Raw genomic sequence first — 26972 nt, forward strand, 5'->3', positions numbered from 1 at the left:
GCTCACTCCTCGCCGGACGTCGCGGCTTCCAGCTCCTCCCAGATCCGTTGGACGAGATCCGGCACCTTCTCGGCGGTCAGGTCGTCCTCGGTGATCTCCACCGGTGCCCGGCCGGGCACCCGCACCTCCACCACGGTCGGCTCGCCCTGGCCCAGCCGCCGCCGGGTGCTCATCCAGCCCGCCAGCGCGTTCACCAGTGACCTGGCCGCCTCGCTCAGCACCGTGGTGGTGAGGGCGATGGCCAGGTCCTGGGCGATGCCGGCGGTGCCCTGGGCGGGCCTGACGGTGAACTCCCAGTCGCGGGCGAAGTCCTCCTCGTCCTGCAGCCAGCCCGCGATGCCGCGCAGTTCCGCGTCCTGGGCCGTACCGCCTCTGACGTCGATCACCATGCTCTGTCGTGGCACAGCTACGTCCCGTCCCCTCGTCGTGCGCGTCTCCCCCGGGCGCGTCCGCGATCCCAAGTCTCAGGGCTCACGGACGGTTGCGCCAGAGTCGCGCAGAGCACGGTTATACCGGCCGTCACTCCACCATGTCGTCCGGGCAGTGCGTGCCGGGCGGGATCTGGTAGGGGGCGGCGATCCGGTACGTCCCCGGACGCGGGGCGTGCAGGACCGTCCACTCGTCCTCGGGCTCGCCTTCGGCCGCCTTCTGGACCTGGTTGGTCAGACAGCCGTTGCGGTTGACCGGCGGGCCGCCGTCCTTGCCGCTGCTGGGGGCCTTGATGCCGTCGCCGTCGGCGTCGACCAGGGCCAGCCACCGCGTGTACGGGATGCGGATGAGCACCGGGCCCTCGGACTCCACCGTGAGCTCCAGCTGGTCGGCGCCCGCGCGCACCACGGTGGCGGGCGGGTCGGCGATCGGTGTGGGCTCGCTGACCTTGTACAGCTTCCAGTTGCCGTCCGACCACACCTCGCGCAGGTACGGCACGCCGCCCGTGATCAGCTCGGCCTCCTGCTTGGCGGCGTGGTCGGGTTCGTCCTTGGGCAGCACCACGTAGTGCACGGCCCACCGGTTGAGCCAGGCCCGGTAGGCGTCCGGGTCCAGCGGCCTGTCCTCGTTCTCGTAGAAGAGCGGGTTGCGCTCCTTGTCCGCCTGGCGGTTCCAGCCGCGCGCCAGGTTGACGTACGGGGCGAGGGCGGAGGACTCGCGGTGGCTGCGGACCGGGACCACCTCAACCCGGCCGCGGTCGGCCTCGACCCGCTTGAGCTGGTCGACCAGCGGCGCCAGCTCGCGGTTCCAGGCCGCGTCGGGCTTGGCGTGGATGATGTCGTCGCCGGTCTTCACCAGCTGCCAGATCGTGATCGTCGTCAGGGCCAGCACGAGCGCCAGCCACTTGCGGCCGTACGGCGTCGTGCGCACCTCCTCGCGCGCGGGCCGCCGGTACACGGTGAGCGCTGCCAGCATCACCACGCCGCCGAAGATCATGCCGAGGCGGGTGATATTGGTGCCGATCTGCGAGGGGATCAGCCAGGTCAGGATGGTGCCGATGCCGTACAGGACGGCGCCGATACGGACCGTGCGCCACTCCTTCGGGCAGAGGAAGGCGCCGACGGCGGAGACCAGCGGCAGGATCGCGGACCCGATCGACATCGGTTGCGTCCCGGAGAACGGGAAGAGCCAGGCCGAAAGACCGACCACGATCACCGGGGTGACGCCGAGCGCGTACGCGGCGGGGCGCCGCTTGGTCAGCCACAGCGCGGCGGCCACCACGCCCACGAACAGGCCCGCGACCGGGCTGGACATGGTCGCCAGCGCGGAGAGCAGGGCGGCCAGCGAGGCCCGCGCGAACTTGTGGCTCCACTTGTGGGAGCGCCACTTGGTGGGCCAGGCGAAGATCACCGCGAGGGCGCCGAGGCCGAACATCGCGCCGAGCCCGAAGGTGACCCGGCCCGAGATGGCGTTGCAGATCAGTGCGAACGTGCCGTAGAGCGCCACCGGCATCGGCCGGGTGACGGCACGGCTGCGGATGACCAGCAGCGCCAGCAGCCCGGCCGAGATCGTTCCCGCGATCATCATCGTCGTACGGACGCCGAGGGCGGCCATCAGGTGCGGCGAGATGACGCTGTACGAGACGGGGTGCATGCCGCCGTACCAGCTGAGGTTGTACGCCAGGTCCGGGTGCTGGAGCGCGAACTCCGCCCACGCGTCCTGGGCTGCCAGGTCGCCACCGCTGTTGGCCAGCAGCACGACCCACAGCAGGTGCAGCAGCGCAGCGAGGATCAATGCGGCGGGCACAGGATGGAAGATTACGCTCCGGATACGCCCGCGCCAGCCAGGCGCCCGACGGGTGTCCTGGCCGCGGCCGTCCGGGGTGCCGGCGCCGTCGGGGGCGTCCGCACCGACCGGGGCGTCGGCGGTCGCGGCGGCGTCGGCGCCGTCACGGGCGTCCGTGCCGTCGGACGCGTCCGAGCCATCGAGGGCGTCCGCACCGACCGCGCCGTCGGCGGTCGCGGTGGCGTCGGTCTCCTCGGGGCGGCGCGGCCCGGGAACGCGTACGCGCTCGCCGGCGCCGTCAGCACGGTTGCCGCTCTGCTGGGCCCGTGCCGGATCCACGGTGGTCACTTGCGCCTCTCCCCGTCTTCCCCCGAGGTCTCCCCCTCGTCAACAACAGTGTCCCGGCTCTCCCGGTCTCCGTCGCCCGGCACGGGCGGCCCGAGGCCGGGGCGGAGCCGCGGCGACGCTAGCACGCGCGGCTGTCCCGCCGCCTCCGCGGGGCGGTGGGCCCACCCCGCCGCCATGCGGGCGGCGGGGCGGACACCGGTGCGTGGTCGCCGGTCGAACCTCAGCCGACGCGGGTCAGCTTCGTGCCGAAGGACGGCTCGGTGAGGTCGTCCTGGAGCGCCACCGGGACCTTGGCCGCCTCCGGGCCGCTCCCCACGGTGAGCGTGCCGACGACCGTGCCCGCGTCGGCCGAGCGCGGGACCGCCTTGCCGCCGGTGCTCAGTTTGAACGCGACCTTCAGGCCGGGCCAGCCGGCGGCCTTGAGGTCCTTGGTGGCCACCACCGGGACGGTGCCACCGAGGCCGTCGTCCACGTGGCCGACGACCTGCCCCTTCTTCACCAACGTGGCGGAGGTCAGCGCGTCGCGTACTGCGGCGATCTGCGGCTTGCTCACCTGGAGCACCTTCAGCAGGTGGGCGTTGGAGTCGGTGCTGTTGCCGTAGTACTGGTGGAGGGTGACGCCGAGGATCAGCCGGTCCTTGCCGTCGACCGTCCGATACGCGGCCCACATCAGCGCGCCGCCTGCGGGGGAGCTGGAGCCGGTCTTGATGCCGGCCGTGCCCTCCTGCTGCATGAGCAGCTTGTTGTTGTTGATGAGGCGGTCCGGCACGCCGGGGATCGCCTGGTCCGGGGTCCTGACGATCTGCCGGAAGGTCTTGTCCTTCATGACCGCCTTGGCCAGCTTGAGCTGGTCCACGGCCGTGGACTTGGTTTCGGCGCGGAGTCCGCTGGGGTCGGTGTAGGTGGTGTTGGTCATCCCGAGGTCCTTGGCGGCGGCGTTCATCTTCTTCACGAACGCGGCCTCGGTACCGGCCTCCCACCGGGCGAGCTGGCGGGAGATGTTGTTCCCGGACGGGATCATCATCATCTCCAGCATCTGCCGGTAGGTGTACTCCTGGTTCTCCTTCACCTCCACCCGCGACTCGTTCTTGGCGTCGGACTCGGAGCCCGCCTGGGCGTCGATACGGATCTTGGGGCCCTGGTCCTCGGGCTTGAGCGGGCGCTCCTTGAGCAGCACGTACGCCGTCATCACCTTGGTGACGCTGGCGATCGGCACCGGCTTCTGCGGACCGTAGCTGCCCAGGCTGCCGACGCCCTCGACCTCGGCGGCCGCCTGGCCCTCCTGCGGCCACGGCATCGTGAACGCGTCGCCGTCGAAGGTGTACGAGGCCGTGTCGGCGAGCTTGAGCTCGGGCTCCGGCACCGGGCGCAGCGCCTGCACCGTGCCGAGGATGACCACCAGCAGGATGACCAGCGGCGTCCAGATCTTGAACCGCCGCACGATGGTGCGCACCGGGGTCTCCGGCGGCGGCGGGGTGTTCGTCAGCTGGGCGAGCAGGTCCAGCGGCGCGGGCTCCCCGGGCGGCGGCACCGGCGGCAGCGGCTGCTGCTTGGTCCGCTCGGCCTCGGCCAGCCCGGCGGGCGCGGCAGTGGCGGCGGGCGCGGCGGTGGCGGCGGTGGCGGCGGGCGCGGCGGTGGCGCGGTCATCCGCGGACCGCAGGGGTACGAACGTGCTCGGCCGCCCCGAACCCGCGCCGTCGGCGGCCGACTCACCGCCGGCGCGCCGGGGCGCGCGCTCCTCGTCGGCGACCCCGGCGGGCGGGGCCCCGAACGCCTTGAGGGCGGTGGTGGGCTGGTCGGCGGCCGGCTTGGCCACCCCACCGGCGGCGGCCTTGCCACTGCCGGCACGGCCGGTGCCCTTGGCGCTGCCACCGCCGGCGTGGCCGCTGCCCTTGGCGCTGTCGGTGGGCGCGGCGCCGTCGCCAGTGCTCTTGGCGCCGTCACCGGTGCCCTTGGCGCTGTCGCCGGTCTTGGCGCGGCCGGTGGTCTCAGTGCCGCCGGTGGTGCCGGTGGTCCCGGCGCCGTCGGCAGTCCTGGCGCCGTCGGTGGCGCTGGTCCCGGCCGCGTCCTTGCCCTGGGCGCCTGGCGCGGCGGTCGACCGGTCACCCGACTTGCCACTGTCCGACTCGGCGTCCGCGTCCGAAGCCGCGGTCCGTACGGTGCCGAACACCGCCGTCGCCCGGTCACGGGAAGGATCCTGACCGGCCGAGGCGCCGCCGTCGCCCGTCTTCGCACCGTCCTGGCCACTGGCCGACTCCGCGTCCGCATCCGAAGCCGCGGTCCGTACAGTGCCGAACACCGCCGTCGCCCGGTCACGGGAAGGCCGCTCACCGGCCGGAGCACCGCCGTCGCCGGTCTTGGCGTCCGCGCTCTTGGTGTCGCTGTCGTCGTCGGCCTCGCGCCCGGTGTCGCCGTCGCCGGAGTCATCGCCGGCCCCGCCCGCGGCGCCGGTCCCGGCGTCGGGGCCCGAGCCCGGCTTCCCGGACTCCGCCGCCTCCGGGTTCCTGGGCCGTACAGCACCGAAGAAGGCCGTCGCCCGGTCCGCGGATCTGCGCTCGGCGGAGGTGCGGTCGGCGGACTCGCCGTCCGGCTCCCCCGGACCGCTCGGGCGCTCCGGCTCCGCTTCCTTGGCCCGTACCGCGCCGAAGAACGCCGTGGCGCGGTCCGCCGACTTCCGCTCGGCCGACTCCGCTCCGCCCGCGGACCGGTTCGTGTCCGCGCCGTCCGCCTCCGCTTCCCCGGACGCCGGGCGCACGGTGCCGAACACCGCCGTCGCCCGGTCCACGGGCTGCTCGTCGGACTTCTGCCGCATCGTGCCGAAGACCATGGTCCGGCTGTCGTCGCGCCGCGCCTGGTCGTCGCCCTCGGCCTCGTCCCCGCCGGTCCGCACCGGCGTTTCCGCCGCCTCGCCGGAGCCCGCGCCGGGCCGGGACGCGCCGCCGTTCTCGCCGTTCTCGTCCTCGCTCGCGCCGGACACCCAGGCCGCGACGGCGGCCCGCAGCCGCGCGTCACCGCCCGTACCGGACCCGCCCTTACCGGAACCGGCCGCACCGGAGTCGCCCTTACCAGAACCGGCCGCACCGGAGTCGCCCGGAGCGGACGCGTCGGCGGGCGTATCGGAATCGGCGGTCGCGCCGCCATCCGCGGACCGGGGCGCCGCGCCGTCGCCGGCGCTCTTCGCCGCGCCGTTGCCGCGCGCGCCGGGACGGACGGGCAGCGGCCCTGCGGCCGGACGTCCGTCCTTGCTCTCCCGACTCTCCCCGCTCTCCCGCGCGTTCACGACTTCGCCCTTGCGAACATCGCCATCGGTGGTCTCGGCGGCAGCCGCAGACGCCTCGGCGTCCGCGGCACCCACCGGCTTCGCGTCCGCACCCAGGCCGCCGTCCGCACCATCCGTGCCATCCGCGTCGCCTGCGCCATCCGCGTCGCGACCCTCGTCGGCGTCGCGGGAGGCTTCCGCAGTACGGAAGACCGCGAGCCGCGGGTCGCGTTCGCCCGGAGTCGCCTCCCCCGACGACTTCTGCTGCTCCGACGTGTCGGGGGACTCGCCCGCCACCGCTGCCTCCTCGCCATGCGCCACACGGGACGCCCGCCATCCGATGGCGACGTCCCGCCGTTGAACCATTTACCAGTGTCGTGTGTCCCCGCCGCACATCCGTGCAGCGGCGCAGCCGGAAAGCCCGTTCAGGGCGCCGCCCTCGTGCTAGACGAGAACGACATACCTACCGGTTCCCTCCCTAACCCCCCACGCACTCTCGACAACCCAATGTGAGAGGGGTCACCCTGTCATTCATCCACGCGGGGAGGCATGGATGGGCAGGAGCCGCAGAACAATTCCGGAGGAGCTTCTGCTGCTGGCCCTGGACCCGGCCACGGGTACCACGGCGCAGCCGCAGTCGCTCGACCTGGGTCTTGCCGGGGCGCAGCTAGTGGAGCTGGCCCTGGCAGGACGGATAGCCCCGGACGGGGATCGTATCGCCGTGGTGCTGCCACGGCCGACCGGAGATCCGACACTGGACTCCGCGCTCGAACTGCTGCGCCGCCGCGGCAGCCCGGTGCGGGCCGTTCACTGGATCGGCGGGCCCCGGCTGGGGCTGCGCCAGACGTATCTCACGCACCTGGAGCGGTGCGGCATGGTGCATGCCGTGGCGGGCCAGATGTGCGGGGTACTGCCGACGACTCGCTACCAAGCGACGGACACGGCCATCAGCCGGGAGATCAGAGCCCGGCTGGACAACGCGATCCGCACCGGCGTACCGCCGGACCCGCGGACCGCGGCGCTCGCCGCTCTGGCCCACGCGGTCGGTCTCGGCAAGCACCTCTACCCCGGGAACGAGGGGCGTTCTTCGCGCTCCCGGCTCCGGGATCTGATCAGGCACGACCCGATGGGCGGGCTCGTGGCGCACGCCGTGATGGATGTGCAGAACGGTGTGGCGGCGCAGCCCAGGCGCGCGCCGGGCACGGGACGGCAGTCCGGGGCCCGCACGGAGCCCGCGGCCGGTGTGCCGGCGCAGCCGGTCCGCCGCGGGAGCATGGCCCGCGTCGGGGCACGCTGAGCCCACGACGCCGCGGTGCGGGACCGTTTCCGCTCCACCGACGCTCCGCGACCGCGCAAGGCCGTGCAGATCGCACAGGTCGCACAAACGCTCCACCGATGCTCTACCGACCGCACCGCAGTCCCCACTGACCCGGTACGGGAGCCGCTGTGACGCGCGGGGCGGTGGGCCGGCCGCCCGCATGACGGCTGGTCCGCCGCCCCGCGCGCCGTTCCACGGGCGGTACGGCCACGCCGCGCCGCGACGCGCCCGGCCATACCACATCGACGACCGGGTCTGTGCGGATGAGAACTTTATGCGGCCATTTCCCAGCGCGTTGCCGACCGTTGGTGGCAGGCTGCTGACCAGCATGAAGCAGCTGTACGAAGCCGGAGGTGCACGTCACGTGACGTCCAACGTCGGCCCCACCGTCAGGCGACGCCGGTTGGGCCAAGAACTGCGCAGGCTCCGCCAGGAGAAGGGCATGACGGCGGAGGAGGTGGCGGAGGAGCTGATGGTCTCCCAGTCGAAGATCAGCCGACTGGAGAACGGCCGCCGCAGTATCAGCCAGCGCGATGTGCGCGACCTCTGCCGGGTGTACCGGGTCGAGGACAAACATCTCGTCGAATCGCTGATGCAAATGGCCAAGGATTCCCGTCAGCAGGGCTGGTGGAACGCCTTCGGCGATGTGCCGTACAGCGTGTACATCGGCTTCGAGACCGACGCCGCGTCACTGCGGGTGTACGAGCCGCAGATTCTGCCGGGCCTGCTGCAGACTCCGCAGTACGCGGAGGCGGTGATCGGCGGCGCGCTTCCGGAGGCCACGCCCGAGCACATCGCCCAGCGGGTCCAGGTGCGGATGCGGCGCCAGGAGCGGATCACCGATCCGTTGAGCCCGCTGCGGCTGTGGGCGGTGGTGGACGAGTCGGCCATGCGCCGGGTGGTCGGCAGCCCGCAGATCATGAGCGATCAGCTGGAGTACCTGGTCCGCATGAGTTACGAGCCGCACGTGACGGTCCAGGCACTGCCATTCGACATGGGCTCGCATCCGGGGATGAGCGGGCAGTTCGCCATTTTGGAGTTCTCGGATGAGTCGGACACCAGCGTGGTCTATCTCGAAGGTGTGACCAGCGATCTCTACCTGGAGAAACTCACCGACGTACAGAGCTACAGCATGATGTACGAGCATCTGCGGGCCCAGGCGCTGAACGTGGACCAGAGCCGTCAGTTCATCCTGGAGATGGCTCAGCAACATCTCGACCGAAAAGGATCGAACTGACCGGGGCGGCCGGAGCGTACACCGCGGCACCTGCACCGCGGAAGACGAAAACGGAATATGCCATCCGGTCGAGTGAACGCGTCATCCGCACGCCGATGCCGCCGAGTAGTGTCGATCACACCTCCTGACGGAGGCGGAAAACACACCACCGAACGCATCGGAGTAGACGTGTCAATTCAGCTCGGAAAGCAGAGCGAGTGGATGAAATCCTCCTACTCGGGCGGCAACGGCGCCTGTGTCGAGGTGGCCTCTCCCGCTCCGGTCACTGTCGCCGTGCGCGATTCCAAGGACCCCCAGGGACCGGCTCTCGGCTTCGCCCCGGAATCGTGGTCCGCGTTTGTCGCGGATGTCTCGCGTGGAGCGTTCGACATCGATTGATCGCTTCGGCCGTACCACGTAGCAACACCCCTCGCGGGCTCTCTCGACCGGTCGCCGTCCCTGCCGAGAGGGCCCGTTGCTATTCTCCGCGCCGCCAGCCCGCAGCGCACCACCTGACCACCTGTCGGGCCTGCGGAACACTCGCCGGTTTCCTCGTTTTCGCGGCCCCGGATTCTTTAATCCGGAATGGAATTCCCTTCGCTGTTCGCGTCCAGTCGGCGGACAACTCGTTGCGTGCTGAACTTGTTCCGTAGGATCTCCTTCGTCTGTCCGTGCCTCCACCTCCGTAAGGGCACACGAGCGAAGGAGTCGCCATGCGCGCCGATGTCCCCGATCTCGCCACTCGCGCCACTTCCGTGGCCGGTTCGCCGGTACGCGACATCCTCGCTCTGACCGCTCGCCCCGAGGTCATCTCCTTCGCGGGCGGTCTGCCCGCACCCGAACTCTTCGACACCGAAGGCGTCTCGGCCGCCTTCCGGAACGTTCTGGCCGAGGCTCCGCGGCAGGCGATGCAGTACTCCACCACCGAGGGGGACACCGGGCTGCGCGCCGCCACCGCCGCCCGGCTCACCGCGCGCGGGCTGCCGACCGGGGCGGACCAGCTCCTCGTCACCTCCGGGTCGCAGCAGGCGCTGTCGCTGCTGACGGCGGCACTGCTGGAGCCGGGGGACGTGGTCCTGGTGGAGAACCCCAGCTATCTCGCGGCGTTGCAGTGCTTCGGGCTCGCGGGCGCGCGAGTCGTGCCGGTGCCGTCGGACGACGACGGCCTGGACCCTGTGGCGCTTGCGGAGCTGGTCACCGCCCACCGGCCCAAAGCGCTCTACACGATCCCGACCTTCCAGAACCCCACCGGTCGCACACTGCCCGCCGAGCGGCGGCGGGCGGTCGCGGCGGTCGCGGAACGGCACGGGCTGTGGATCGTCGAGGACGACCCGTACGGGGAGCTGCGGTACAGCGGCGAGCCGCAGCCCTGGATAGCCTCGTACCCGGAAGCAGCCGACCGCACCGTCCTGATCGGCAGTTACTCCAAGACCATGTCCCCCGGACTGCGGGTGGGCTGGCTGCGCGCCCCGGCGGCGCTGCGCCGCGCCTGCGTCGTCGCCAAGCAGGCCGCGGACCTGCACACCCCGACCGTCGTGCAGCTGGCGGTCGCCCGCTATCTGGCCGACGCCGACCTGGGGGCGCACCTGGGGCGGGTGCGCGACGCGTACCGCGAGCGCCGCGACGCGCTGCTCGCGGGCCTGCCCGAGGCGCTGCCGGAGGGTTCGCGCTGGAACGAACCGGAAGGCGGCATGTTCGTCTGGGCGTCCCTGCCGCACGGGCACGACGCGACGGACCGGCTACGGGTGGCCGTGCGGCATGACGTGGCGTACGTGCCGGGGGCGCCGTTCTTCGCGGGCGACCCGGACCCGGCGGCACTGCGGCTGTCGTTCGTGACGCACACCCCGGAGGAGATCGGGGAGGGGCTGCGCCGCCTGGCGAGGGCGCTGCGCTGACCGTCCGGGCTCCGGATCAAGCGCGCGGGTAGCGGGCCAGCCAGGCCGGGGCGGAGGACGCGGGCCCGTGCAGCGCCGGCCCCTGGGTCATCTCCATCGCGAAGTCGTCGGCGAGTTCGAGGATCGTGGCGCGCCCCTCCACCTCGGCCAGCCAGGCCGGCGGCAGCGCGGTCTCGCCGTGCAGCGCGCCCAGCAGATTGCCGCAGATGGAGCCGGTGGAGTCGCTGTCCCCGCCGTGGTTGACGGCGAGCAGCAGGCCGTGGCGTACGTCCTCGGCGACCAGCGCGCAGTACACGCCCATCGCCAGCGCCTCGTCTCCCGTCCAGCCCTCGCCCAGGGACTCGACCCGCTCGGGCGTCGGCAGCCCCTGCCGTACGGCGCCGAGGGCGTGCTTGAGCGCGTCCGCCGTCTCCTCGTGCCCCGGCCGGGTCGCCAGGTGCACCAGGGCGCGCTGAACGGAGCCGTCCAGGTCCTCGCCGCGCGCGAGCCCGTGCACGATCAGCGCGAAGGCACCGGCCGAGAGATAGCCGGTGGGATGCCCGTGGGTCTGGGCCGCGCACTCGATGGCGAGCTGGAAGACCAACTGGGGCTCCCAGCCCACCAGCAGGCCGAAGGGCGCGGACCGCATGACCGCGCCGCAGCCCTTGGAGTCGGGGTTCTTGGGACTGTCGAGGGTGCCCATGGCCGCGTCGGCCAGCCCGGACAGACAGGCCCGGCCGGGCGCGCGCTGCGCGTACAGCCACTCCTCGCGCGCCAGCCAGCCGTCGTCCTCCTTGCGCTCGTCGGGCCCCCAGTCGCGCTGAGTGGCGTACCAGCGGCGGTGCGCGGAGTGGACGTCGGTGGGTGGATGCCAGGCGCCGGTGTCGCGCCGAACCTGGGCCCGTATCAGCCCGTCGACGGTGAACAGCGTCATCTGGGTGTCGTCGGTGACGCTGCCGCGCCTTCCGTACGCCGGGACGAAGTCGGTGACGCCCGAGGGCCCGTGGCCCTGCCGGATGTCCGCGAGTGAGAGGAACTCGATCGCCGCGCCGAGCGCGTCCCCGATGGCCCCGCCGAGCAGACAGCCACGCACCCGGCTGCGGAAGTCCTGCTGTTCGGCACGGCCCCACACGGCGGCCGCAGCGCCGGCGCTTGCGGTCACGACCCCGCTCCTCTCCGTAGCCCTTCGTACGGTCTCGAACTGGCGAGCACTGTAATGGACCGAGGAGAACGGGCCAGAGCCCGGCGATGAATGTGAATGACGTCATGACGCGGGCCGCCGCGCGGACCCTGGGCTGCGCCAACGAGCGAACCCTAGGCTGCGCCGATGAGCGGCCCCTAGGCTGCGCCGATGAGAAATCACGCCTTCGACCTCACCGTTCTCGGCAGCGCCACGCCCTACCCCGCGCCGGACAACCCGTGCTCCGGCTACCTGGTGTCGACCGCGGACACCAGGCTGTGGCTGGACGCCGGCACCGGGACCCTGGCCGCGCTGCTGCGGCACACCACCCTGGACCGGCTCGACGGGATCTGGATCTCCCACCTGCACGCCGACCACAGCGCGGATCTGCTCACCGCCTACTACGGCGCCCTGTACGCCGATGTGGAACTCACGGCACCGATCCCGCTGTACGGCCCGCCGGGCATCGCCGACCGGCTGGCGCACTTCCTCACCAACACGTCGGTACGCAGCCCCATCGAGTCGGCCTTCGCCGTCCAGGAGCTGCACGACGGGCACCGCGCCCAGGTCGGCGGCCTCACGCTGACCAGCAGGACGGTCGCCCACGGAATCCCGGCCTTCGCGGTGCGCGTCGAGGGCCACGGAGCCTCACTCGTCTACTCCGGCGACACGGCCCCCTGCGCGAACCTGACGACCCTGGCGGAGGACTGCGACGTCCTGCTGTGCGAGGCGGAGAGCGCCGCCGCCCTCGACGACGGCGAACAGGTCCACCACACGCCCGAGGACACCGGGCAGACGGCACACTCCGCCCGCGCCGGGCACCTGATCGTCACGCACGTCGGCCCCTTCCTCACACCGGAGGAAGCGGTGTCCCGCGCCGCGAAGCGCTACGACGGCCCGATCGACTACGCGGCGCCGGGCAGCACGTTCACCATCCCCTAGACCGTCTGGACCGTCGCCGAGCGGCGGCGGCCTTCGGGCCGGTGGGGGCCGGGCAACTCCTTGGGCAGCTCCTTGAGCAGTTCCTTGGGCCGACCCCGCATCCCGGCGCGGATACCCGCCGCGTACCGACGCACGTCGACGGCGGCCGGGCCACCGGGCGTCGGGTACGGACCGGCCACCTCACCACGGCACTCCCGGCACACACCACCGGGAAGCGCTTCGGCCCGGCCGGGCGCCCGGCAGACGGCGCACTCCATGAGCCGGGGCGCGCGGCGCGGAGGCGTACGGTCCGGTACGGGCGGCATCTTGGCGCGCAGCCGCGAGGTCAGCCCGCTTCCAGGGCGGCGGCCCGCTTCGTCAGGTCCGCTGCGATGCCATCCCAGTCCGGGTCGTGCAGCCACAGACTCTGGGCGGCCTCTCGCATCAGTGCCGGCTCGTCCGGCCGCTGCAAGAGCACCAGTCGATAGGCCAGATTCCGGATCCGGACCGGCAGATAGCCGTCAACCAATTGCGGTCAGAGCTCACGCAGCATGGCGAGGATCGAATCTGCATCAGCAAAGGTCAGCGCCTCGACGAAGGAGTGCTCATCGTGTTCGAGGCCGCACTCCGGCGTCGGTCGGTGCTCGTCTCCGTAGAGACACCGGGCGTGCTCCGTCAGGGTGCTGTGCATGCCCTGGAGCCTACGACCGCGTGATCCGTCGGACAGACCCTGGTCATGGGGGTGCGGATCGCGCTCAGACCAGGGTGGAGATGCAGAACGGGTGGCCTGCCGGGTCCAGCAGGACTCGCCACCGGTTGGGGTCCGGCTGGAATTCGGGTTTGACGGCTCCCAAGGCGAGCAGTCGGGCCTGGGCGGCATCCAAGTCATCGACGCCCAGTTCGATGTGGGCCTGCTTCTCCTGGGAAGGAGCCGGCCAGGTGGGACGGCGGTAGTCGGTCAGCCGGTTGAACCCCAGTCCGGCCCCGCCCTCCTGGCCGAGCAGGACGAAGTCGTCAGTGGAGAAGACGACGGGCAGGCCGAGGACCTCGCCGTAGAAGCGGGCCAGGTCGGCGGGGTCCGGGCAGTCGAAGGTGACGGCCGAGTAGCGGAACGTGGGTGCGGAGGTATTTGCCGTACTCATGGAGCAGACGCTACGGCGGGACTAGGACACGGGCAGTCCTCATTACTCTCTCCACATTGATCAACATCGCCATCTCCAGCCGGTCAGCGCCACCGGGCACGTAAGTTACGTCTGTCAACCAGTCGGCAGTCGGCATTCATCAACGGGGGGCAACACATGGTCATACGCAGGGGTTTGGCGGCAGCGGCCGTCGCGGCAACGGTCATGGCGGTGGCGTTAACGAGTCCAGCCCTGGCGGCACCGCCGGGAGCCACGCATCACGAGCGGACTCAGGCGGCCATGGACGACATCGTCAAGGCTGGAGCCGTCGGTGTGACCGCGCAGGCCAAGGGCCACGGCAAGTACGCGACGTGGAACGCCGCTTCGGGGCTCGGCGACCTCGACAAGGGGACTCCGCGCGGCGACCGGGACCACTACCGGGTCGGCAGCGTCACCAAGACGTTCATCGCGACCGTGCTCCTTCAGCTGGAGGCCGAGGGTCGTATCGACATGGACGACACGATCGGGCGGTGGCTGCCCGGTGTCGTCGAGGGCAACGGCAACGACGGCGACAAGATCACTGTTCGGCAGGTCCTCAACCACACCAGCGGGCTGTTCGACCTCAACACCGATCCAGAGTTCCAGGAGAAGGTCTACAGCGAAGGCTTCCTCCAGCATCGCTACGACACATGGTCCCCGGAACAGATGGTGCGGATGGCCATGCGCCACAGCCCGGCCTTCGAGCCCGGCAAGGGTTGGAACTACTCCAAGACCAACTACATCGTCGCCGGAATGATCATCGAGAAGGTGACGGGCAACCCGTACGCCGACGAGATCCGCGACCGCGTCATCAGGCCGCTCGGACTGCGCGGCACCTCCGTGCCCGGCACCTCGACCACCGTCCCGGCACCCAGCAGCCGAGCATACGAAAGGCTGTCCGGCGATCCGGCGGGCACGCGGTACGACGTGACGGAGCTCAATCCGTCCTTCGCCGGCGCGGCGGGCGAGATGATCTCGGACTCGGCGGATCTGAACCGCTTCTACTCGGCCCTCCTCCGCGGCAAGCTGCTGCCGCCGAAGCAGCTCGACGAGATGAGGACGACGGTCCCGGTCCACGAGCAGCTGCCGGAGCTGCGCTACGGACTCGGCGTCATGGAGCGCGAGTTGTCCTGCGGGGTGAGGGTCATGGGGCACACCGGTGGCGTCCACGGCTCCTCGACCGTCGCGATGGCGACACCGGACGGCCGCCACTCCTTCGCGGCCAATGTGAACGGTGACATGACCTGGCGCACGGACACGACGCCGCTCCTGGAAGCGGAGTTCTGCGGCGTGTAGCCAGATCGAGAGGTCTCGTACGGAATACACATCGAGAGGTCGTACGAAATCCATTGGCCCCGCGATCCCGACCTCGCCGAAGATGATCCGCATGTCACGGCGGCAGCAGCACCTGGTCGAGCGGCACACGATCCTGTCGGTGGTCGTGGGTTCGCGGGCGTTCGGGCTCGCCACTGCCGCATCGGATGTCGATCGACGCGGGGTGTACGTCGCGCCCACCGAGGACTTCTGGCGCATCAGCAAGCCGCCCACTCATGTGGACGGCCCGCTGCCCGAGCAGTTCAGCTGGGAGGTGGAGCGGTTCTGCGAGCTGGCCCTGTCCGCGAATCCCAACCTTCTCGAAGTCCTGCACAGCCCTCTCGTCGAACGGTGCACGTCGCTCGGTGCCGAACTGCGGGAGCTCTCCCCCGCCTTCCTCTCCCGCCGCGCCCACCAGACCTACGCCCGCTACGCGCAGTCCCAGTTCGCCAAGGCGCGGGCGCGGCGGGAACGGGAGGGCGAGCCGCGCTGGAAGCACGTCATGCATCTGCTGCGCCTGCTGGCAAGCGGCGCCACGCTCCTTGAGAGCGGCACCGTCCAAGTCGACGTCGGGCCGCACCGCGACCGGCTGCTCGCCGTGCGCCGGGGCGAGACGCCGTGGGACGAGGTCTGCGCCTGGCGCGACGAGCTCGCCACGCGCCTCGACCAGGCCCTCGCGCACAGCCCCCTGCCGGAGGACCCCGACACCGCGCGCGTGGAGGACTGGCTGGCCTCGGTGCGCCGCCGGTCTCTTCGCAGCGAGCACGCTACTCGGGTGCCTGGGCACGCACCATGAGCGTGTGGACGGGGTCAGCGTCGTCACCGCCGCTTCCGCGTCAACAACCGCACACACGGCTTCTCCACGTGGTCGTGCAGCAGGACCGCGAGCACCAGGGCAGTGCAGAAGCAGGCCGCGGTGAGTGCCAGCGCCGGTGTCGTCGCGAGCCCGGGGTGGCCGCCGAACAGGGTGACGGCGGTGAAAGGACCAGTTCGTGCACCAGATAGAACGCGAAGGACACCTCGCCCATCCGGACCAGCCGCGGAGTTCGGAACACCGAGACGGAACCTTCCGCGTCGGCGCGGGCGGCCGCCGGGATGAGCAGGGCGCATCCGACGATGCCGGTGGCCGCACAGGCGAGCAGGGGCTCGTCGGTGACACGGACGATCTCCCGGGTCAGGAGCAGCCCGGCCACCCATACCGCCGTCGAGCAGACGATCCCGGGGCCGCGCCAGCGTCCGTCCCGTACGAGGAGAGCCAGCACCATGCCCAGCACGAATTCCAGGAGACGAGCGGGCGGGAACTGGTAGACGGCGTAGAAGGCGTCGCCGCCAACGGTCGGTTCGCTCCGCCACGTGGCGACGACGGGCAGGCAGATGACGCCGGCGACGCAGGCGGCAGCGGTGGCCCACCACCACGCCGGGCGCAGACGTGAGAGGAAGGGCAGGAGGAAGGGGAAGGTGAGGTAGAAGAAGAACTCCACGCTCAGCGACCAGGACACGCCGTTGTAGCTCCACCAATAGGTGCGGTCGTCCGGCCACGACTGGGTGAGTGTGAGGTTGGCGATCGCCTGCTGGGGATCGAGGTCCCTGCCCGCCCACGACAGATACGCGGCCGCCGCCAGGAAGGTGACGAAGTGGCTCGGGTAGATCCTGGCGAACCGCCGGCGCCAGAAGCCGGTCTTGGCGACGGTGGAGCCGGCCGACCAGGTGAGGACGAATCCGGACAGTACGTAGAAGAAGGAGACGGCGGAGCGTCCGCCGGAGAAAAGCACCTCCAGTACGCCCCGCGCCTGCTTGTCGGCGAAGAACCCGGACTCCAGCATCACGTGGTAACCGAAGATCGTCGCTGCCGCGATCCAGCGGAGGCCGGTGAGCGAGGGCAGCCGGGACGGTAGGGCCGCCGGGCGTGCGCGGTCGGTCGTGCGGGCCGCCGGGCGTGCGCGGTCGGTCGTGCGCGGCGCGTGGCCACGTATGACGGTGTCTGGCAAAGCGTCAACCTTTGGCTGGTGGAGGGGGCGTCACCCCCCTCCTGTCCGGCACCGGCATCCGGGTTCCCAGCCACCAGGCGTCAGTCGAGCACCGGCAGCAGCTCCGGCAGATGTCCGTCCGAGGCCAGTGCCGCCTGCCGGCGTTCGGCTGGGACCTCGCCGTACGTCGTCGTACGGGGTCGGGCCGGGCGGCCCGCCGCCTCGGCGATGGCGATCAGGTCCCGGATCGAGCGGTACGAGCCGTACGACGAGCCCGCCATGCGGGAGATGGTCTCCTCCATGAGCGTGCCGCCCAGGTCGTTCGCACCGGAGCGGAGCATCTCCGCCGCTCCGTCCGCGCCGAGCTTCACCCAGCTGGTCTGGATGTTGGTGATGTGCGGGTGGAGGAGGAGCCGCGCCATCGCGGTGACCGCGCGGTTGTCCCGGGTGGTCGGGCCGGGGCGGGCGATGCCCGCCAGGTAGACCGGGGCGTTGGTGTGGATGAACGGCAGCGTCACGAACTCCGTGAAGCCGCCGGTCTCCTGCTGGATCTCGGCGAGCAGGCGCAGGTGCCCCAGCCAGTGGCGGGGCTGGTCCACATGGCCGTACATCATGGTGGACGAGGAGCGGATGCCCAGTTCGTGGGCGGTCTTCACCACCTCGACCCACGTGGCCGTCGGCAGCTTGCCCTTGGTGAGGACCCAGCGCACCTCGTCGTCCAGGATCTCGGCGGCGGTCCCCGGGATGGTGTCCAGGCCCGCCTCCTTCGCCGCCGTCAGCCACTCGCGGATGGACATCCCGGTGCGGGTCGCGCCGTTGACCACCTCCATCGGGGAGAAGGCGTGGACGTGCATCCCCGGGACGCGTTCCTTCACCGCGCGCGCGATGTCGAAGTACGCGGTGCCGGGCAGGTCCGGGTGGATGCCGCCCTGCATGCACACCTCGACGGCGCCCACGTCCCACGCCTGCTGCGCCCGGTCGGCGACCTGGGACAGGGACAGGCTGTAGGCGTCGGCGTCGGTCCTGCGCTGGGCGAACGCGCAGAACCGGCAGCCGGTGTAGCAGACGTTGGTGAAGTTGACGTTGCGCGTGACGATGTACGTCACGTCGTCGCCGACGGTCGCGCGGCGCAGGTCGTCGGCGATCCGGCACAGGGCGTCGAGCGCCGGTCCTTCGGCGTGCAGCAGGGCCAGGGCCTGCGGGTCGGTGAGCTTGGTGGGGTCGTCGGCGGCCTGGGCCAGGGCGACGCGGACGTCCGCGTCGATCCTCTCCGGGACCATGCCGGGGGCCGCCGCCTCCCGCAGCGCGTCCCAGTCGCCGTACACGGCGTCGAAGTCGTCGCGGCGGTCGCCGGTGCGGCCCTCGGTGTCGATGGTGTGGTGCAGGTCCGTACGTCCCGAGGCGACGAACACATCCTCGGGCTCCTGCCAGGGGTGGCCCTCGACCACGGCGTCCTCGCGCGCCAGGCCCGTCTCCGGGTCGGCCAGGGCGCGGACGTGCGGCAGCAGGCGGGGGTCCAGCCAGGGCTCGCCGCGCTGCACGAACTCCGGGTAGACGCACAGGCGTTCGCGCAGCTCGAAGCCGGCGGCGGCGGAGCGCTCGGCCAGCTCCTCGATCTGGGGCCAGGGGCGCTCGGGGTTGACGTGGTCCGGGGTGACCGGGGAGACCCCGCCCCAGTCGTCGATGCCGGCGCCGATGAGCCGCGCGTACTCGTCGTCGACGAGATTGGGCGGTGCCTGGAGGCAGGCGGAGGGGCCCATGATGTGCCGGGCGACGGCGACGGTGGCGACGAGTTCGTCCAGCTCCGCGTCCGGCATGCCGCGCATCGCCGTGTCCGGCTTGGCGCGGAAGTTCTGCATGATGAGTTCCTGGATGCCGTGGTAAGCGCGGGAGACGCGGCGCAGCGCGAAGAGCGACTCGGCGCGTTCCTCGTACGTCTCGCCGATCCCGATCAGCAGGCCGCTGGTGAGGGGGACGGAGCTGCGGCCCGCGTCCTCCAGGTGCCGCAGCCGGACGGCGGGCTCCTTGTCGGGTGAGCCGTAGTGCGGCCCGCCGGGCTCGCTCCACAGCCGTGTCGCCGTGGTCTCCAGCATCAGCCCCATGGACGGGGAAACCGGCTTGAGCCGCTGGAAGTCGGTCCAGGACATGATGCCGGGGTTGAGGTGCGGCAGCAGTCCGGTCTCCTCCAGGATCCGGATCGAGATGGCCCGTACGTACGCGATGGTGTCGTCGTACCCTTCGGCCTCCAGCCACTCGCGCGCCTCGGGCCAGCGCTCCTCCGGCTTGTCCCCGAGCGTGATCAGCGCCTCTTTGCAGCCCAGTTCGGCACCGCGCCGGGCGATGCTGAGGACTTCGTCGGGGGACATGAACATTCCGTGGCCCGCGCGGCGCAGCTTGCCGGGGACGGTGGCGAAGGTGCAGTAGTGGCACTTGTCGCGGCAGAGGCGGGTGAGCGGGATGAAGACGCTCTTGGAGTACGTGATGACGCCGGGGCGTCCCGCGGCCTCCAGGCCCGCGTCCCGCACCCGGGCCGCGGACGCGCACAGGTCCACCAGGTCCTCGTCGCGCGCCTGGAGCAGCACCGCGGCCTCGGCGACGTCCAGCGCCACTCCGTCACGGGCGCGTTTGAGCGCACGCCGCATGGCGTTGGCGGTGGGGGCGGACGTGTGGGGTCCCTGTGCGCTCGTGGTCATCCTCCGAGGATACGAGCGGCCTGTGACACGGGCGGCTCCGCCGGGGCGGCGGATCTGTGCGACTGATCACGCGTGACCGGGCCCTGTCCGGGAATAGGGGCGCGGCGGCCCGGCAGCCGCAACCCACCCCCGGTCACAGGTACTGCGCGTACGCGTCCAACGTGCGCAGGACCTCGGTGTCGTCGCCGGGCGGGAGTTGCAGCACCACCTCGGCGATGCCGAGGTCCCGGTAGTGCGCGAGCTTGCCCGGAGACGGCAGTACGGCGTACGGGACGACCTCCAGCGCGGCCGGGTCGCGGCCGGCGTCCGCCCAGATCCGGCGCAGCCGCGGGAGGGCTTCGGTCAGTCCGCGGCCGCCGACGGGGAGCCAGCCGTCGGCGTGGGCCGCGACGTCGGCGAACAGCCTCGGCCCCGCGGCGCCGCCGAGGAGGGTGCGGGGGCCGGTGAGCGGGTCGCCGGGCTGCCGGTTCCGTACCGGTTTGGGGTGGGCGTGGCTGGCGCTCACGGAGTCGAACTCCCCCTCGTAGGCGGTCGGCTCGGCGGCCCACAGCGCCCGCATCAGGGCCATGCGGTCGCGGACGAGGCGGCGGCGGGCGGGCCAGTGGACGCCGTGGTCGGCGGCCTCCTCGACGTTCCAGCCGAAGCCGACGCCGAGGGTGAACCGTCCGCCGGAGACGAAGTCGAGGGTGGCGGCGCGCTTGGCGAGGGCGATGGGATCGTGCTGGGCGACGAGGGTGATGCCGGTGGCGAGGCCGATCCGGGTGGTGACGGCGGCGGCCTGGGCGAGGGAGACGAAGGGGTCGAGGGTGCGGCCGTAGGCGCGGGCCAGCGGTCCCCCGCCGGGGGCGGGGGTGTCGCGGCTGACGGGGATGTGGGTGTGTTCGGGGAGGTAGAGGGCGGCGAAGCCGCGCTGTTCCAGCTCGTGCGCGAGTCGGACGGGCCGGATGGTCTCGTCGGTGAGGAAGATGGTGGTGGAGATCCGCATGCCGGGTGGACACCTCCGCGAGGGGCCTGATGGAGCGGGACGGTGCTGGTCGCGTGCATGTTCTCGCACCGGTCCGGGCATGTTCTCGCACCGTCACCCGGTTATCCACAGGCGTTTCGCTTCGCGTCGCGTGGGCGTACAACAGTGTCACGCGGCACTTCCGACTCTGGGGGGCACGGATGCGACGACGCGATGTACTCAGGCTTTCGGCTCTGGCGGGTGCGGCGGGGGCGCTGACACTCGACCCGGTGACGTTCGCCCACGCCGAGGACCAGGACGGCGCGGGGGCGCGGGACGAGCGGACGCGGACGGTCCGCGGGCATCTGCCGACCGGGTCGCCGGACTTCGTCTATCTGCCGGTCGAGGTGCCGCGCGGGGTCCGGGAGATCGCCGTCTCCTACAGCTACGACAAGCCCGTGGTACCGCCCGGCACCCAGGGGAACGCCTGCGACATCGGGATATTCGACGAGCGGGGCAACGAGCTGGGCGGGCGCGGCTTCCGCGGCTGGTCCGGCGGGGCCCGTACGGCGTTCGCGATCAGCGCCGAGGAGGCGACGCCCGGGTATCTGGCGGGTCCGGTGAACGCGGGGACCTGGCATGTCGTGCTCGGCCCGTACACGGTCGCGCCGCAGGGTCTGGCGTACGAGGTGACGGTGACGCTGCGGTTCGGGGAACAGGGCGAGACCCCGAGGCCGGTGTATCCGCCGCAGCGCGCGAGGGGGCGGGGGCGTGCCTGGTACCGCGGGGACAGCCATCTGCACACGGTGCACTCGGACGGCAAGCGCACCCCCGCCGAGCTGGTGGCCGCGGCGCGCGCCGCCAAGCTGGACTTCATCACCACCACCGAGCACAACACCACCTCCAGCCATGGCGCGTTCGAGGGCTTGTGGGGCGATGACCTGCTGATTCTCACCGGCGAGGAGGTCACCACGCGCAACGGCCACGTGGTGGCGCTCGGCACCGATCCCGGGGTCTTCATCGACTGGCGCTACCGGGCCCGGGACAACGCCTTCGGGCGGTACGCGCGCAAGATCCGGCAGGCGGGCGGGCTGGTGATCCCGGCGCACCCGCACGGCACCTGCGTCGGCTGCAACTGGAAGTTCGGGTTCAACGAGGCCGACGCGGTCGAGGTGTGGAACAGCACGTTCACTCCCGATGACGAGGTGACGATCGCGGAGTGGGACAACACCCTGGTGGCCTCGGTCCGCTCGGGCGGTCGCTGGCTGCCGGCCGTGGGCCACAGCGACGCCCACCGGGAACCGCAGGTGGTGGGGATGCCGCAGACCGTGGTGCTCGCCGACGACCTGTCGCGCACCGCGATCCAGGACGGCATCCGGGCCGGCCGGTGCTGGATAGCGGAGTCCGCCGCGGTCGGGCTGGCGTTCTCGGCGACCGGTGGCCCGGGGCGGCACGCGGACATCGGCGGACGCCTGAGGGTCGGGCGCGACGAGGCGGTGACGGTCCGGCTGGAGGTCTCCGGCGTCGGGGCGGACTGCTCGGTGCGCTTCGTCACCGACCAGGGCCAGCTGTTCACCGCGGCCCTGCCGCCGTCCGGGTCCGGCGCGGTGGAATGGCGGACCACTGCCTCGTACGCGGCGTATGTGCGAGCGGAGGTGCGGCACGCGGCGGCGGACGGCGGCGCGTCCGGGATACCGGGTCCGATGGCCGCGCTGACGAACCCGATCTTCCTGGGTGAGGCGTAGCGGGGGCGGCGGGCGGGCCGTGGGCCGCACCGCCGGGTGGCGGTGCGGCCCTGGGCCCCTTGCCGGTCCGGCCCGTCCGCCGGTCCGGCGTCAGTCCTCGACGACGAGCGCCGGGGTGGATCGGGCCAGCACCTGGCCGCGGAAGAACGCCGGGCTGCGGCGCTGCATCACCAGCATGATCACCAGGCCGAGGAGCAGCAGCCCGACGCCGATGACGAAGACCGAGCCGACGCCGAGGACGGAGCTTCCGGTGCCGTACGCGGGATCCCGGATGTCGATCAGCGTCTTGAAGAAGACGGCCGCGAGCAGCAGTCCGCCGAGGACCGGGAGGACGCCCTTGAGGAACAGGTCGCGTGCGGAACGGCGCAGCTCGGCACGGAAGTACCAGGTGCAGGCGAAGGCGGTGATGGCGTAGTAGAAGCAGATCATCAGGCCCAGCGCGTAGATCGTGTCGATGAGCACGTTCTCGCTGAGGTAGGTCATCACGGCGTAGAAGACGCCGGTGGCGATGCCCGCCGCGACGGTGGCCCTGCCGGGGGACTTGAAGCGGGGGTGGACGCGGGCGAAGGAGGGCGGCAGCGCCTGGTAGGCGCTCATCGCCAGGACTGTGCGGGCGACCGGGATGAACGTGGTCTGGAGGCTGGCGGCCGCGGAGGCCAGGACCGCGACGAAGAGCAGCACGCCGAGGGCGGTGCCCATGACGGGGTCGGCGAGGGCGGCGAAGACGTTGCCGGAGGTGTCGGGGTTGCCCAGGCCCAGGCCCTTGGTGCCGACGCCGGAGAACATCTGGGCGGCGACGGCGGTCAGCAGGTACGAGGCGATCAGGACGGCCATGGCGAGCATGGCGGCGCGGCCGGGGGTCTTCTCGCTGCCCTGGGTCTCCTCGTTGACCGTCAGACAGGCATCCCAGCCCCAGAACATGAAGATCGAGAGTGACAGGCCGGCGGTGAACGCCGAGAAGGACTCGATGGCGAAGGGGTCCAGCCAGGTCCAGGAGAAGTCGATGGACCCCGCGAAGTCGCCGGAGCGGGCCTTGGCCACGGCGAGCACGGCGAAGACTGCGAGCACCGCGAGCTGAAGTCCGACCAGCGCGTACTGCACGCCTTTGGTGACGGTCATGCCCCGGTAGCTGATCGCCGTGGCGACGGCGATGAAGACGAGGGTGGTGAGGACGTGGACGGGCTTGTTGTCGTCCAGCGCGGCGACCGAACCGCTGCCGGTGAGTTCGCCGAGCAGCAGATAGAAGAAGGAGGTGGCGACGCCGGCGAGGTTGGAGAGCACGATGATCGTGGCGATCACCAGGCCCCAGCCGCACATCCAGCCGACACGCGGGCCGAACGCCTTCACCGTCCAGGTGAAGGAGGTGCCGCAGTCCGGCACGGCCTTGTTCAGCTCGCGGTACGCGAAGGCGACCAGCAGCATCGGCAGGAACCCGGCGAGGAAGACGGCGGGCATCTGCGGCCCGACCTCGCCGACCGTCGGGCCGAGCGTCGAGGTGAGGCAGTAGACGGGGGCCACGGTCGAGATGCCGATGACGGCGCTGCCGACCAGTCCCACCGAGTTGCCGCTGAGCCCCTTGGCACGCACATCGCCGGCACCGTCGCCGACTCCCGGTACCGCGTCTCCAGCCTGCGGCCGCGCTTCCACATCAACCATGAACAGGACGTTAAATGCTGCGGTTTCCACATCCGGAATACTTGAATCCGAAAAGCTTTTCCTTGAATTACCCAGGGAAACCGGCACTCGATCAAGCAATGCAAAGGAAATGGACGGGACGGCCACACCTTCGCAAGGCATTCCCGCATTCTTCCGCGATACGAGAACCGCAGCACTGCCCGTTTTGCCCTGAATCAAATTTTTCCTGTCGCCGTGTCGCGGCCCGACCGCAGCACCCGGCCCGGTATCGCGCCGGTCACCGCGCCGTCCCGTACGGTCTCCACACCGCCCACGCGCACGCTCACCACGCCCACCGCCCGCGAATCCAGCCGCGGACCGCCGCCCGGCAGGTCGTGCACCAGCGTGGCCGGGCCCGCGTCGATCCGTTCCGGGTCGAAGAGCACCAGATCGGCGTGGCGGCCCGGGGCGATCCGGCCGCGCCCACGCAGCCCGAACAGCCGCGCCGGGTCGTCGGTCAGCATCCGTACGGCGCGTTCCAGGCCGACCAGCCGGCGCCCCCGCAGGCAGTCGCCGAGAAAACGCGTCGTGTACGGCGCCCCGCACATCCGGTCCAGGTGCGCCCCGGCGTCCGAGCCGCCCAGCAGCACGTCCTGGTGCTCCCAGGTCCGCCGCCGCAGCTCCCAGCTGTCCGGGTCGTTGTCGGTCGGCATCGGCCACAGCACCGTGCGCAGCTCGTCGGTGGCGCAGATCTCCACCAGGGTGCCGAAGGCGTCCTGCCCCCGCTCGGCGGCGATCTCCGCCACGACCCGGCCGGTCAGTCCCGCGTTGGCGGGCGTGTAGGTGTCGCCGATGACGTACCGGTCGAAGTCCGCCAGCCGCCGGAACACCCCGGCCTCGGGGCCCCGGGCACGCCGCAGCAGCTCCGCCCGCACCCGCGGGTCGCGGAGCCGGGCGATCCGCTCCGGCACCGGCAGCCCGAGGACCTCGCCCCACCCCGGGATGAGGTTGAGCGCGCAGAAGGTGCCCAGCGACATGTTCATGGGAGTGAGGATCGGCATGGTCAGCGCGACGATCCGCCCGCCCGCCCGCCGCGCCCGCTCGCTGGGCACCAGTTGGCGCGGCACCCGTTCCGGCACGGCCGCGTCGATGGTGAGGACATTCCAGTTCAGCGGGCGTCCGGCGGCCGCGGTCATCGCCACCAGCAGGTCGATCTCCTCGTCCGCGAACCGGTCCAGGCACCCGGGGACGATGGCCTCCAGCTGGGTTCCCTCGTGTTCGCCGACCGCCCGGGACAGCGCGATGAGCTCGTCGGGCCCCGCGTACCGGGAGGCGACCGGGCGGCCGTCGCCGTCGGAGTGGGTGCCCGACTGGGTGGTGGACAGCCCCCAGGCCCCGGCGTCCATGGCCTCGTGCAGCAGTGCCAGCATCTGCTCCAGCTGCGCCTGGTCCGGCCGGCCGCCGACGGCGTCCGGGCCCATCACATGGCGGCGCAGTGCGCAGTGCCCGACCATGAACCCGGCGTTGACGGCGATCCGGCCCTCCAGGGCGTCGAGGTACGCGCCGAAGGAGGACCAGTTCCAGGGGGCGCCCCGCTCCAGCGCCGCCAGCGACATGCCCTCGACCTTGCTCATCATGCGGCGGGTGTAGTCGGCGTCCTCGGGGCGGTCCGGATGCAGCGGTGCGAGGGTGAAGCCGCAGTTGCCGCCCACGACGGTGGTGACGCCGTGGTGCATGGAGGGGGTGGCGTACGGGTCCCAGAACAGCTGGGCGTCATAGTGCGTGTGCGGGTCGACGAAGCCGGGGGCGAGCACCAGCCCGGTCGCGTCCTCGGCGCCGCGGGCCGGCTCTCCCACCTCGCCCGGTGCCGCGACGACCGCGACCCGCCCGCCGCGCAGCCCCACATCGGCGACCCGGGCGGGTGCGCCCGTCCCGTCCACGAGCGTCGCTCCGCGGATGAGGTGGTCGAGCATGGCCGGACTCCCTTCTCGCGCCTGATGACCCCGGCCCCGCCGCGCCGGCCCCGGTCAGCCCGCCGTCTGGCGGAACCGGGTCGTCCGGTGCACCGGGTCGGTGTCGATCTTCGGAATCACGTGTTCGCCGATGATCTTGATGGTGTTCAGCGTGTCCTCGTAACCGATGCCGATCGGCAGCCCGAAGGACAGCTGGTCCGCACCCGCCCGCTCCCAGCGCTCGCACTGCCGGAACACCTCGTCCGGATCGCCGCAGATCATCAGCTCCTCCGCGATCAGCAGCTCAACGACCTCCTCGGTGTACTCGGGGAGCAGTTGCGGCCACTCGGGGATGCCGTCGGGGCGGGGGAAGGTGTCGTGGTAGCGGAAGAGCAGCGACTGGAGGTAGTGCAGTCCGCCGCCGACGGCGATCTCCACGGCCTTGGCATGGGTCTCGGCGCAGATCGCCGTCGAGGTCACCATGACGTTGTCGTTGACGAAGCCGCCGACCGGCCGGGCCCGCTCGATCGCCGTCTTGTACGAGTCGACCACCCACTCCATGTCGGAGACCTTCTGCACGCTGAAGCCCAGCACGCCGAGGCCCTTCTCGGCCGCCATGGCGTACGAGGACGGCGACCCGGCGGCGTACCACATGGCGGGGTGCGCGCGGCCGTACGGCTTGGGCAGCACCTTGCGCGGCGGCAGCGACCAGTGCGTGCCCGAGAACCCCTCGTACTCCTCCTGGAGCCACATCCGGGGGAACTCGGCGATCGTCTCCTCCCAGATCTCCTTGGTGCGGTCCATGTCGGTGATGCCCGGCAGGAAGCCGAGGACCTCGTGGCTGCCGGCGCCGCGCCCGGTGCCGAACTCGAACCTCCCGCCGGACAGGTGGTCGAGCATCGCGGCCTTCTCGGCGACCTTGGCCGGGTGGTTGACCTGCGGCAGCGGGTTGAAGATCCCGGAGCCGAGGTGGATGCGGTCGGTGGCGTGCGCCAGATAGCCGAGGAAGACGTCGTTGGCCGACAGGTGCGAGTACTCGTCCAGGAAGTGGTGCTCGGAGGCCCAGGCGTACTTGAAGCCGGACCGGTCGGCCTGGATGACGTACTCGGTCTCCTCGATCAGCGCGTGGTGCTCGGCTTCCGGGTCGGCCCGCCGCCGGCTCTCCGGTACGTATCCCTGGACAAAGATCCCGAATTCCACGGTCGCTCCTGGGGGTTACGAGTGACGCGAAGCGGTCTGACAACCGAGCCTAAT

General features: G+C 71.5%; 21 protein-coding genes. 8 read left to right on the forward strand and 13 right to left on the reverse strand.

All coding sequences use genetic code 11. The features are described 5' to 3' along the window. Positions 1 to 2: 2 nt before the first annotated feature. From ACQUSR_RS12595 to ACQUSR_RS12605, 3 genes are all read right to left on the reverse strand, one after another. Positions 3 to 404, reverse strand: coding sequence for an effector-associated constant component EACC1 (locus ACQUSR_RS12595; protein WP_431042667.1), 402 nt, complete (start codon positions 402 to 404; stop codon positions 3 to 5). A gap of 115 nt (positions 405 to 519) precedes the next feature. Then, positions 520 to 2562 (reverse strand): MFS transporter, encoded by a 2043-nt coding sequence (locus ACQUSR_RS12600; protein ID WP_431042668.1) that lies wholly within the window; start codon positions 2560 to 2562, stop codon positions 520 to 522. A 220-nt stretch (positions 2563 to 2782) separates the two neighbouring features. Continuing rightward, positions 2783 to 6118, reverse strand: coding sequence for a D-alanyl-D-alanine carboxypeptidase (locus ACQUSR_RS12605; protein WP_431042669.1), 3336 nt, complete (start codon positions 6116 to 6118; stop codon positions 2783 to 2785). A 256-nt stretch (positions 6119 to 6374) separates the two neighbouring features. On the opposite strand from ACQUSR_RS12605, the gene ACQUSR_RS12610 reads away from it, so the two are divergent. The 4 genes from ACQUSR_RS12610 to ACQUSR_RS12625 all read left to right on the forward strand — a co-directional run bounded on the left by ACQUSR_RS12610 (position 6375) and on the right by ACQUSR_RS12625 (position 10250). Next, positions 6375 to 7118, forward strand: a complete 744-nt coding sequence (locus tag ACQUSR_RS12610; protein WP_431042670.1) for a GOLPH3/VPS74 family protein — start codon at positions 6375 to 6377, stop codon at positions 7116 to 7118. Positions 7119 to 7503: 385 nt separating this feature from the next. After that, entirely contained in the window at positions 7504 to 8376 is an 873-nt protein-coding gene (locus tag ACQUSR_RS12615) for a helix-turn-helix domain-containing protein (protein WP_431047546.1), read from the forward strand. Positions 8377 to 8544: 168 nt separating this feature from the next. Beyond that, positions 8545 to 8754: a DUF397 domain-containing protein gene (locus tag ACQUSR_RS12620; RefSeq protein ID WP_431042671.1), complete on the forward strand. Its 210-nt coding sequence runs from the start codon at positions 8545 to 8547 to the stop codon at positions 8752 to 8754. Between the two features lie 314 nt (positions 8755 to 9068). Next, the gene (locus tag ACQUSR_RS12625; protein ID WP_431042672.1) at positions 9069 to 10250 is read left to right on the forward strand and encodes a PLP-dependent aminotransferase family protein; all 1182 of its coding nucleotides are present in this window, start codon (positions 9069 to 9071) and stop codon (positions 10248 to 10250) included. Between the two features lie 16 nt (positions 10251 to 10266). Here the strand turns inward: ACQUSR_RS12625 and ACQUSR_RS12630 are convergent, their stop codons facing one another. Continuing rightward, entirely contained in the window at positions 10267 to 11391 is a 1125-nt protein-coding gene (locus ACQUSR_RS12630) for an ADP-ribosylglycohydrolase family protein (RefSeq protein ID WP_431042673.1), read from the reverse strand. 189 nt (positions 11392 to 11580) lie between these two features. Here ACQUSR_RS12630 and ACQUSR_RS12635 point away from each other — a divergent pair, with 189 nt between their 5' ends. Further along, complete coding sequence (locus ACQUSR_RS12635; RefSeq protein WP_431042674.1) at positions 11581 to 12351, forward strand: MBL fold metallo-hydrolase; 771 nt, start codon at positions 11581 to 11583, stop codon at positions 12349 to 12351. Here the strand turns inward: ACQUSR_RS12635 and ACQUSR_RS12640 are convergent. The 3 genes from ACQUSR_RS12640 to ACQUSR_RS12650 form a co-directional block, all read right to left on the reverse strand. Further along, the gene (locus ACQUSR_RS12640; RefSeq protein ID WP_431042675.1) at positions 12348 to 12752 is read right to left on the reverse strand and encodes a hypothetical protein; all 405 of its coding nucleotides are present in this window, start codon (positions 12750 to 12752) and stop codon (positions 12348 to 12350) included. The genes ACQUSR_RS12635 and ACQUSR_RS12640 overlap by 4 nt on opposite strands. 113 nt (positions 12753 to 12865) lie before the next feature. Further along, complete coding sequence (locus tag ACQUSR_RS12645; RefSeq protein WP_431042676.1) at positions 12866 to 13021, reverse strand: hypothetical protein; 156 nt, start codon at positions 13019 to 13021, stop codon at positions 12866 to 12868. 64 nt (positions 13022 to 13085) lie between these two features. Further along, entirely contained in the window at positions 13086 to 13472 is a 387-nt protein-coding gene (locus ACQUSR_RS12650; RefSeq protein ID WP_431042677.1) for a VOC family protein, read from the reverse strand. Between the two features lie 156 nt (positions 13473 to 13628). Here ACQUSR_RS12650 and ACQUSR_RS12655 point away from each other — a divergent pair, with 156 nt between their 5' ends. Together ACQUSR_RS12655 and ACQUSR_RS12660 are read left to right on the forward strand one after the other, a co-directional pair. After that, positions 13629 to 14786: a serine hydrolase domain-containing protein gene (locus ACQUSR_RS12655; RefSeq protein WP_431042678.1), complete on the forward strand. Its 1158-nt coding sequence runs from the start codon at positions 13629 to 13631 to the stop codon at positions 14784 to 14786. A gap of 91 nt (positions 14787 to 14877) precedes the next feature. After that, complete coding sequence (locus ACQUSR_RS12660) at positions 14878 to 15600, forward strand: nucleotidyltransferase domain-containing protein (RefSeq protein WP_431042679.1); 723 nt, start codon at positions 14878 to 14880, stop codon at positions 15598 to 15600. Positions 15601 to 15640: 40 nt separating this feature from the next. Here the strand turns inward: ACQUSR_RS12660 and ACQUSR_RS12665 are convergent, their stop codons facing one another. The 3 genes from ACQUSR_RS12665 to ACQUSR_RS12675 all read right to left on the reverse strand — a co-directional run bounded on the left by ACQUSR_RS12665 (position 15641) and on the right by ACQUSR_RS12675 (position 20449). Next, positions 15641 to 16792: an acyltransferase family protein gene (locus ACQUSR_RS12665; RefSeq protein ID WP_431042680.1), complete on the reverse strand. Its 1152-nt coding sequence runs from the start codon at positions 16790 to 16792 to the stop codon at positions 15641 to 15643. An 80-nt stretch (positions 16793 to 16872) separates the two neighbouring features. After that, positions 16873 to 19464 (reverse strand): bifunctional FO biosynthesis protein CofGH, encoded by a 2592-nt coding sequence (locus tag ACQUSR_RS12670; RefSeq protein WP_431042681.1) that lies wholly within the window; start codon positions 19462 to 19464, stop codon positions 16873 to 16875. A gap of 133 nt (positions 19465 to 19597) precedes the next feature. Beyond that, on the reverse strand, positions 19598 to 20449 hold the full coding sequence (locus tag ACQUSR_RS12675; protein WP_431042682.1) for a TIGR03619 family F420-dependent LLM class oxidoreductase: 852 nt from the start codon (positions 20447 to 20449) through the stop codon (positions 19598 to 19600). A 179-nt stretch (positions 20450 to 20628) separates the two neighbouring features. Here ACQUSR_RS12675 and ACQUSR_RS12680 point away from each other — a divergent pair, with 179 nt between their 5' ends. After that, a complete protein-coding gene (locus tag ACQUSR_RS12680; RefSeq protein WP_431042683.1) occupies positions 20629 to 22152 on the forward strand; it encodes a CehA/McbA family metallohydrolase in 1524 nt (507 codons plus the stop codon). Between the two features lie 90 nt (positions 22153 to 22242). On the opposite strand, the gene ACQUSR_RS12685 is transcribed toward ACQUSR_RS12680, so the two are convergent. The 3 genes from ACQUSR_RS12685 to ACQUSR_RS12695 form a co-directional block, all read right to left on the reverse strand. Then, entirely contained in the window at positions 22243 to 23808 is a 1566-nt protein-coding gene (locus ACQUSR_RS12685; RefSeq protein ID WP_431042684.1) for an APC family permease, read from the reverse strand. A gap of 194 nt (positions 23809 to 24002) precedes the next feature. After that, positions 24003 to 25739 carry an N-acyl-D-amino-acid deacylase family protein gene (locus ACQUSR_RS12690; protein ID WP_431042685.1) on the reverse strand — a complete coding sequence of 579 codons (1737 nt, stop codon included), beginning with the start codon at positions 25737 to 25739 and terminating at the stop codon, positions 24003 to 24005. Between the two features lie 54 nt (positions 25740 to 25793). After that, a complete protein-coding gene (locus ACQUSR_RS12695) occupies positions 25794 to 26918 on the reverse strand; it encodes an LLM class flavin-dependent oxidoreductase (protein ID WP_431042686.1) in 1125 nt (374 codons plus the stop codon). Positions 26919 to 26972 lie beyond the last annotated feature (54 nt).

The organism is Streptomyces sp. P1-3, from assembly GCF_050613155.1.
Classification (GTDB): Bacteria; Actinomycetota; Actinomycetes; order Streptomycetales; family Streptomycetaceae; genus Streptomyces.

Bases quoted from the DNA above. Each gene is read 5' to 3' on its own strand.
- ACQUSR_RS12610 (WP_431042670.1), top strand. From the start codon at position 6,375: ATGGGCAGGAGCCGCAGAACAATTCCGGAGGAGCTTCTGCTGCTGGCC.
- ACQUSR_RS12625 (WP_431042672.1), top strand. From the start codon at position 9,069: ATGCGCGCCGATGTCCCCGATCTCGCCACTCGCGCCACTTCCGTGGCC.
- ACQUSR_RS12635 (WP_431042674.1), top strand. From the start codon at position 11,581: ATGAGAAATCACGCCTTCGACCTCACCGTTCTCGGCAGCGCCACGCCC.
- ACQUSR_RS12645 (WP_431042676.1), bottom strand. From the start codon at position 13,021: ATGCACAGCACCCTGACGGAGCACGCCCGGTGTCTCTACGGAGACGAG.
- ACQUSR_RS12650 (WP_431042677.1), bottom strand. From the start codon at position 13,472: ATGAGTACGGCAAATACCTCCGCACCCACGTTCCGCTACTCGGCCGTC.
- ACQUSR_RS12655 (WP_431042678.1), top strand. From the start codon at position 13,629: ATGGTCATACGCAGGGGTTTGGCGGCAGCGGCCGTCGCGGCAACGGTC.
- ACQUSR_RS12660 (WP_431042679.1), top strand. From the start codon at position 14,878: ATGTCACGGCGGCAGCAGCACCTGGTCGAGCGGCACACGATCCTGTCG.
- ACQUSR_RS12670 (WP_431042681.1), bottom strand. From the start codon at position 19,464: ATGACCACGAGCGCACAGGGACCCCACACGTCCGCCCCCACCGCCAAC.
- ACQUSR_RS12675 (WP_431042682.1), bottom strand. From the start codon at position 20,449: ATGCGGATCTCCACCACCATCTTCCTCACCGACGAGACCATCCGGCCC.
- ACQUSR_RS12680 (WP_431042683.1), top strand. From the start codon at position 20,629: ATGCGACGACGCGATGTACTCAGGCTTTCGGCTCTGGCGGGTGCGGCG.
- ACQUSR_RS12685 (WP_431042684.1), bottom strand. From the start codon at position 23,808: ATGGTTGATGTGGAAGCGCGGCCGCAGGCTGGAGACGCGGTACCGGGA.
- ACQUSR_RS12690 (WP_431042685.1), bottom strand. From the start codon at position 25,739: ATGCTCGACCACCTCATCCGCGGAGCGACGCTCGTGGACGGGACGGGC.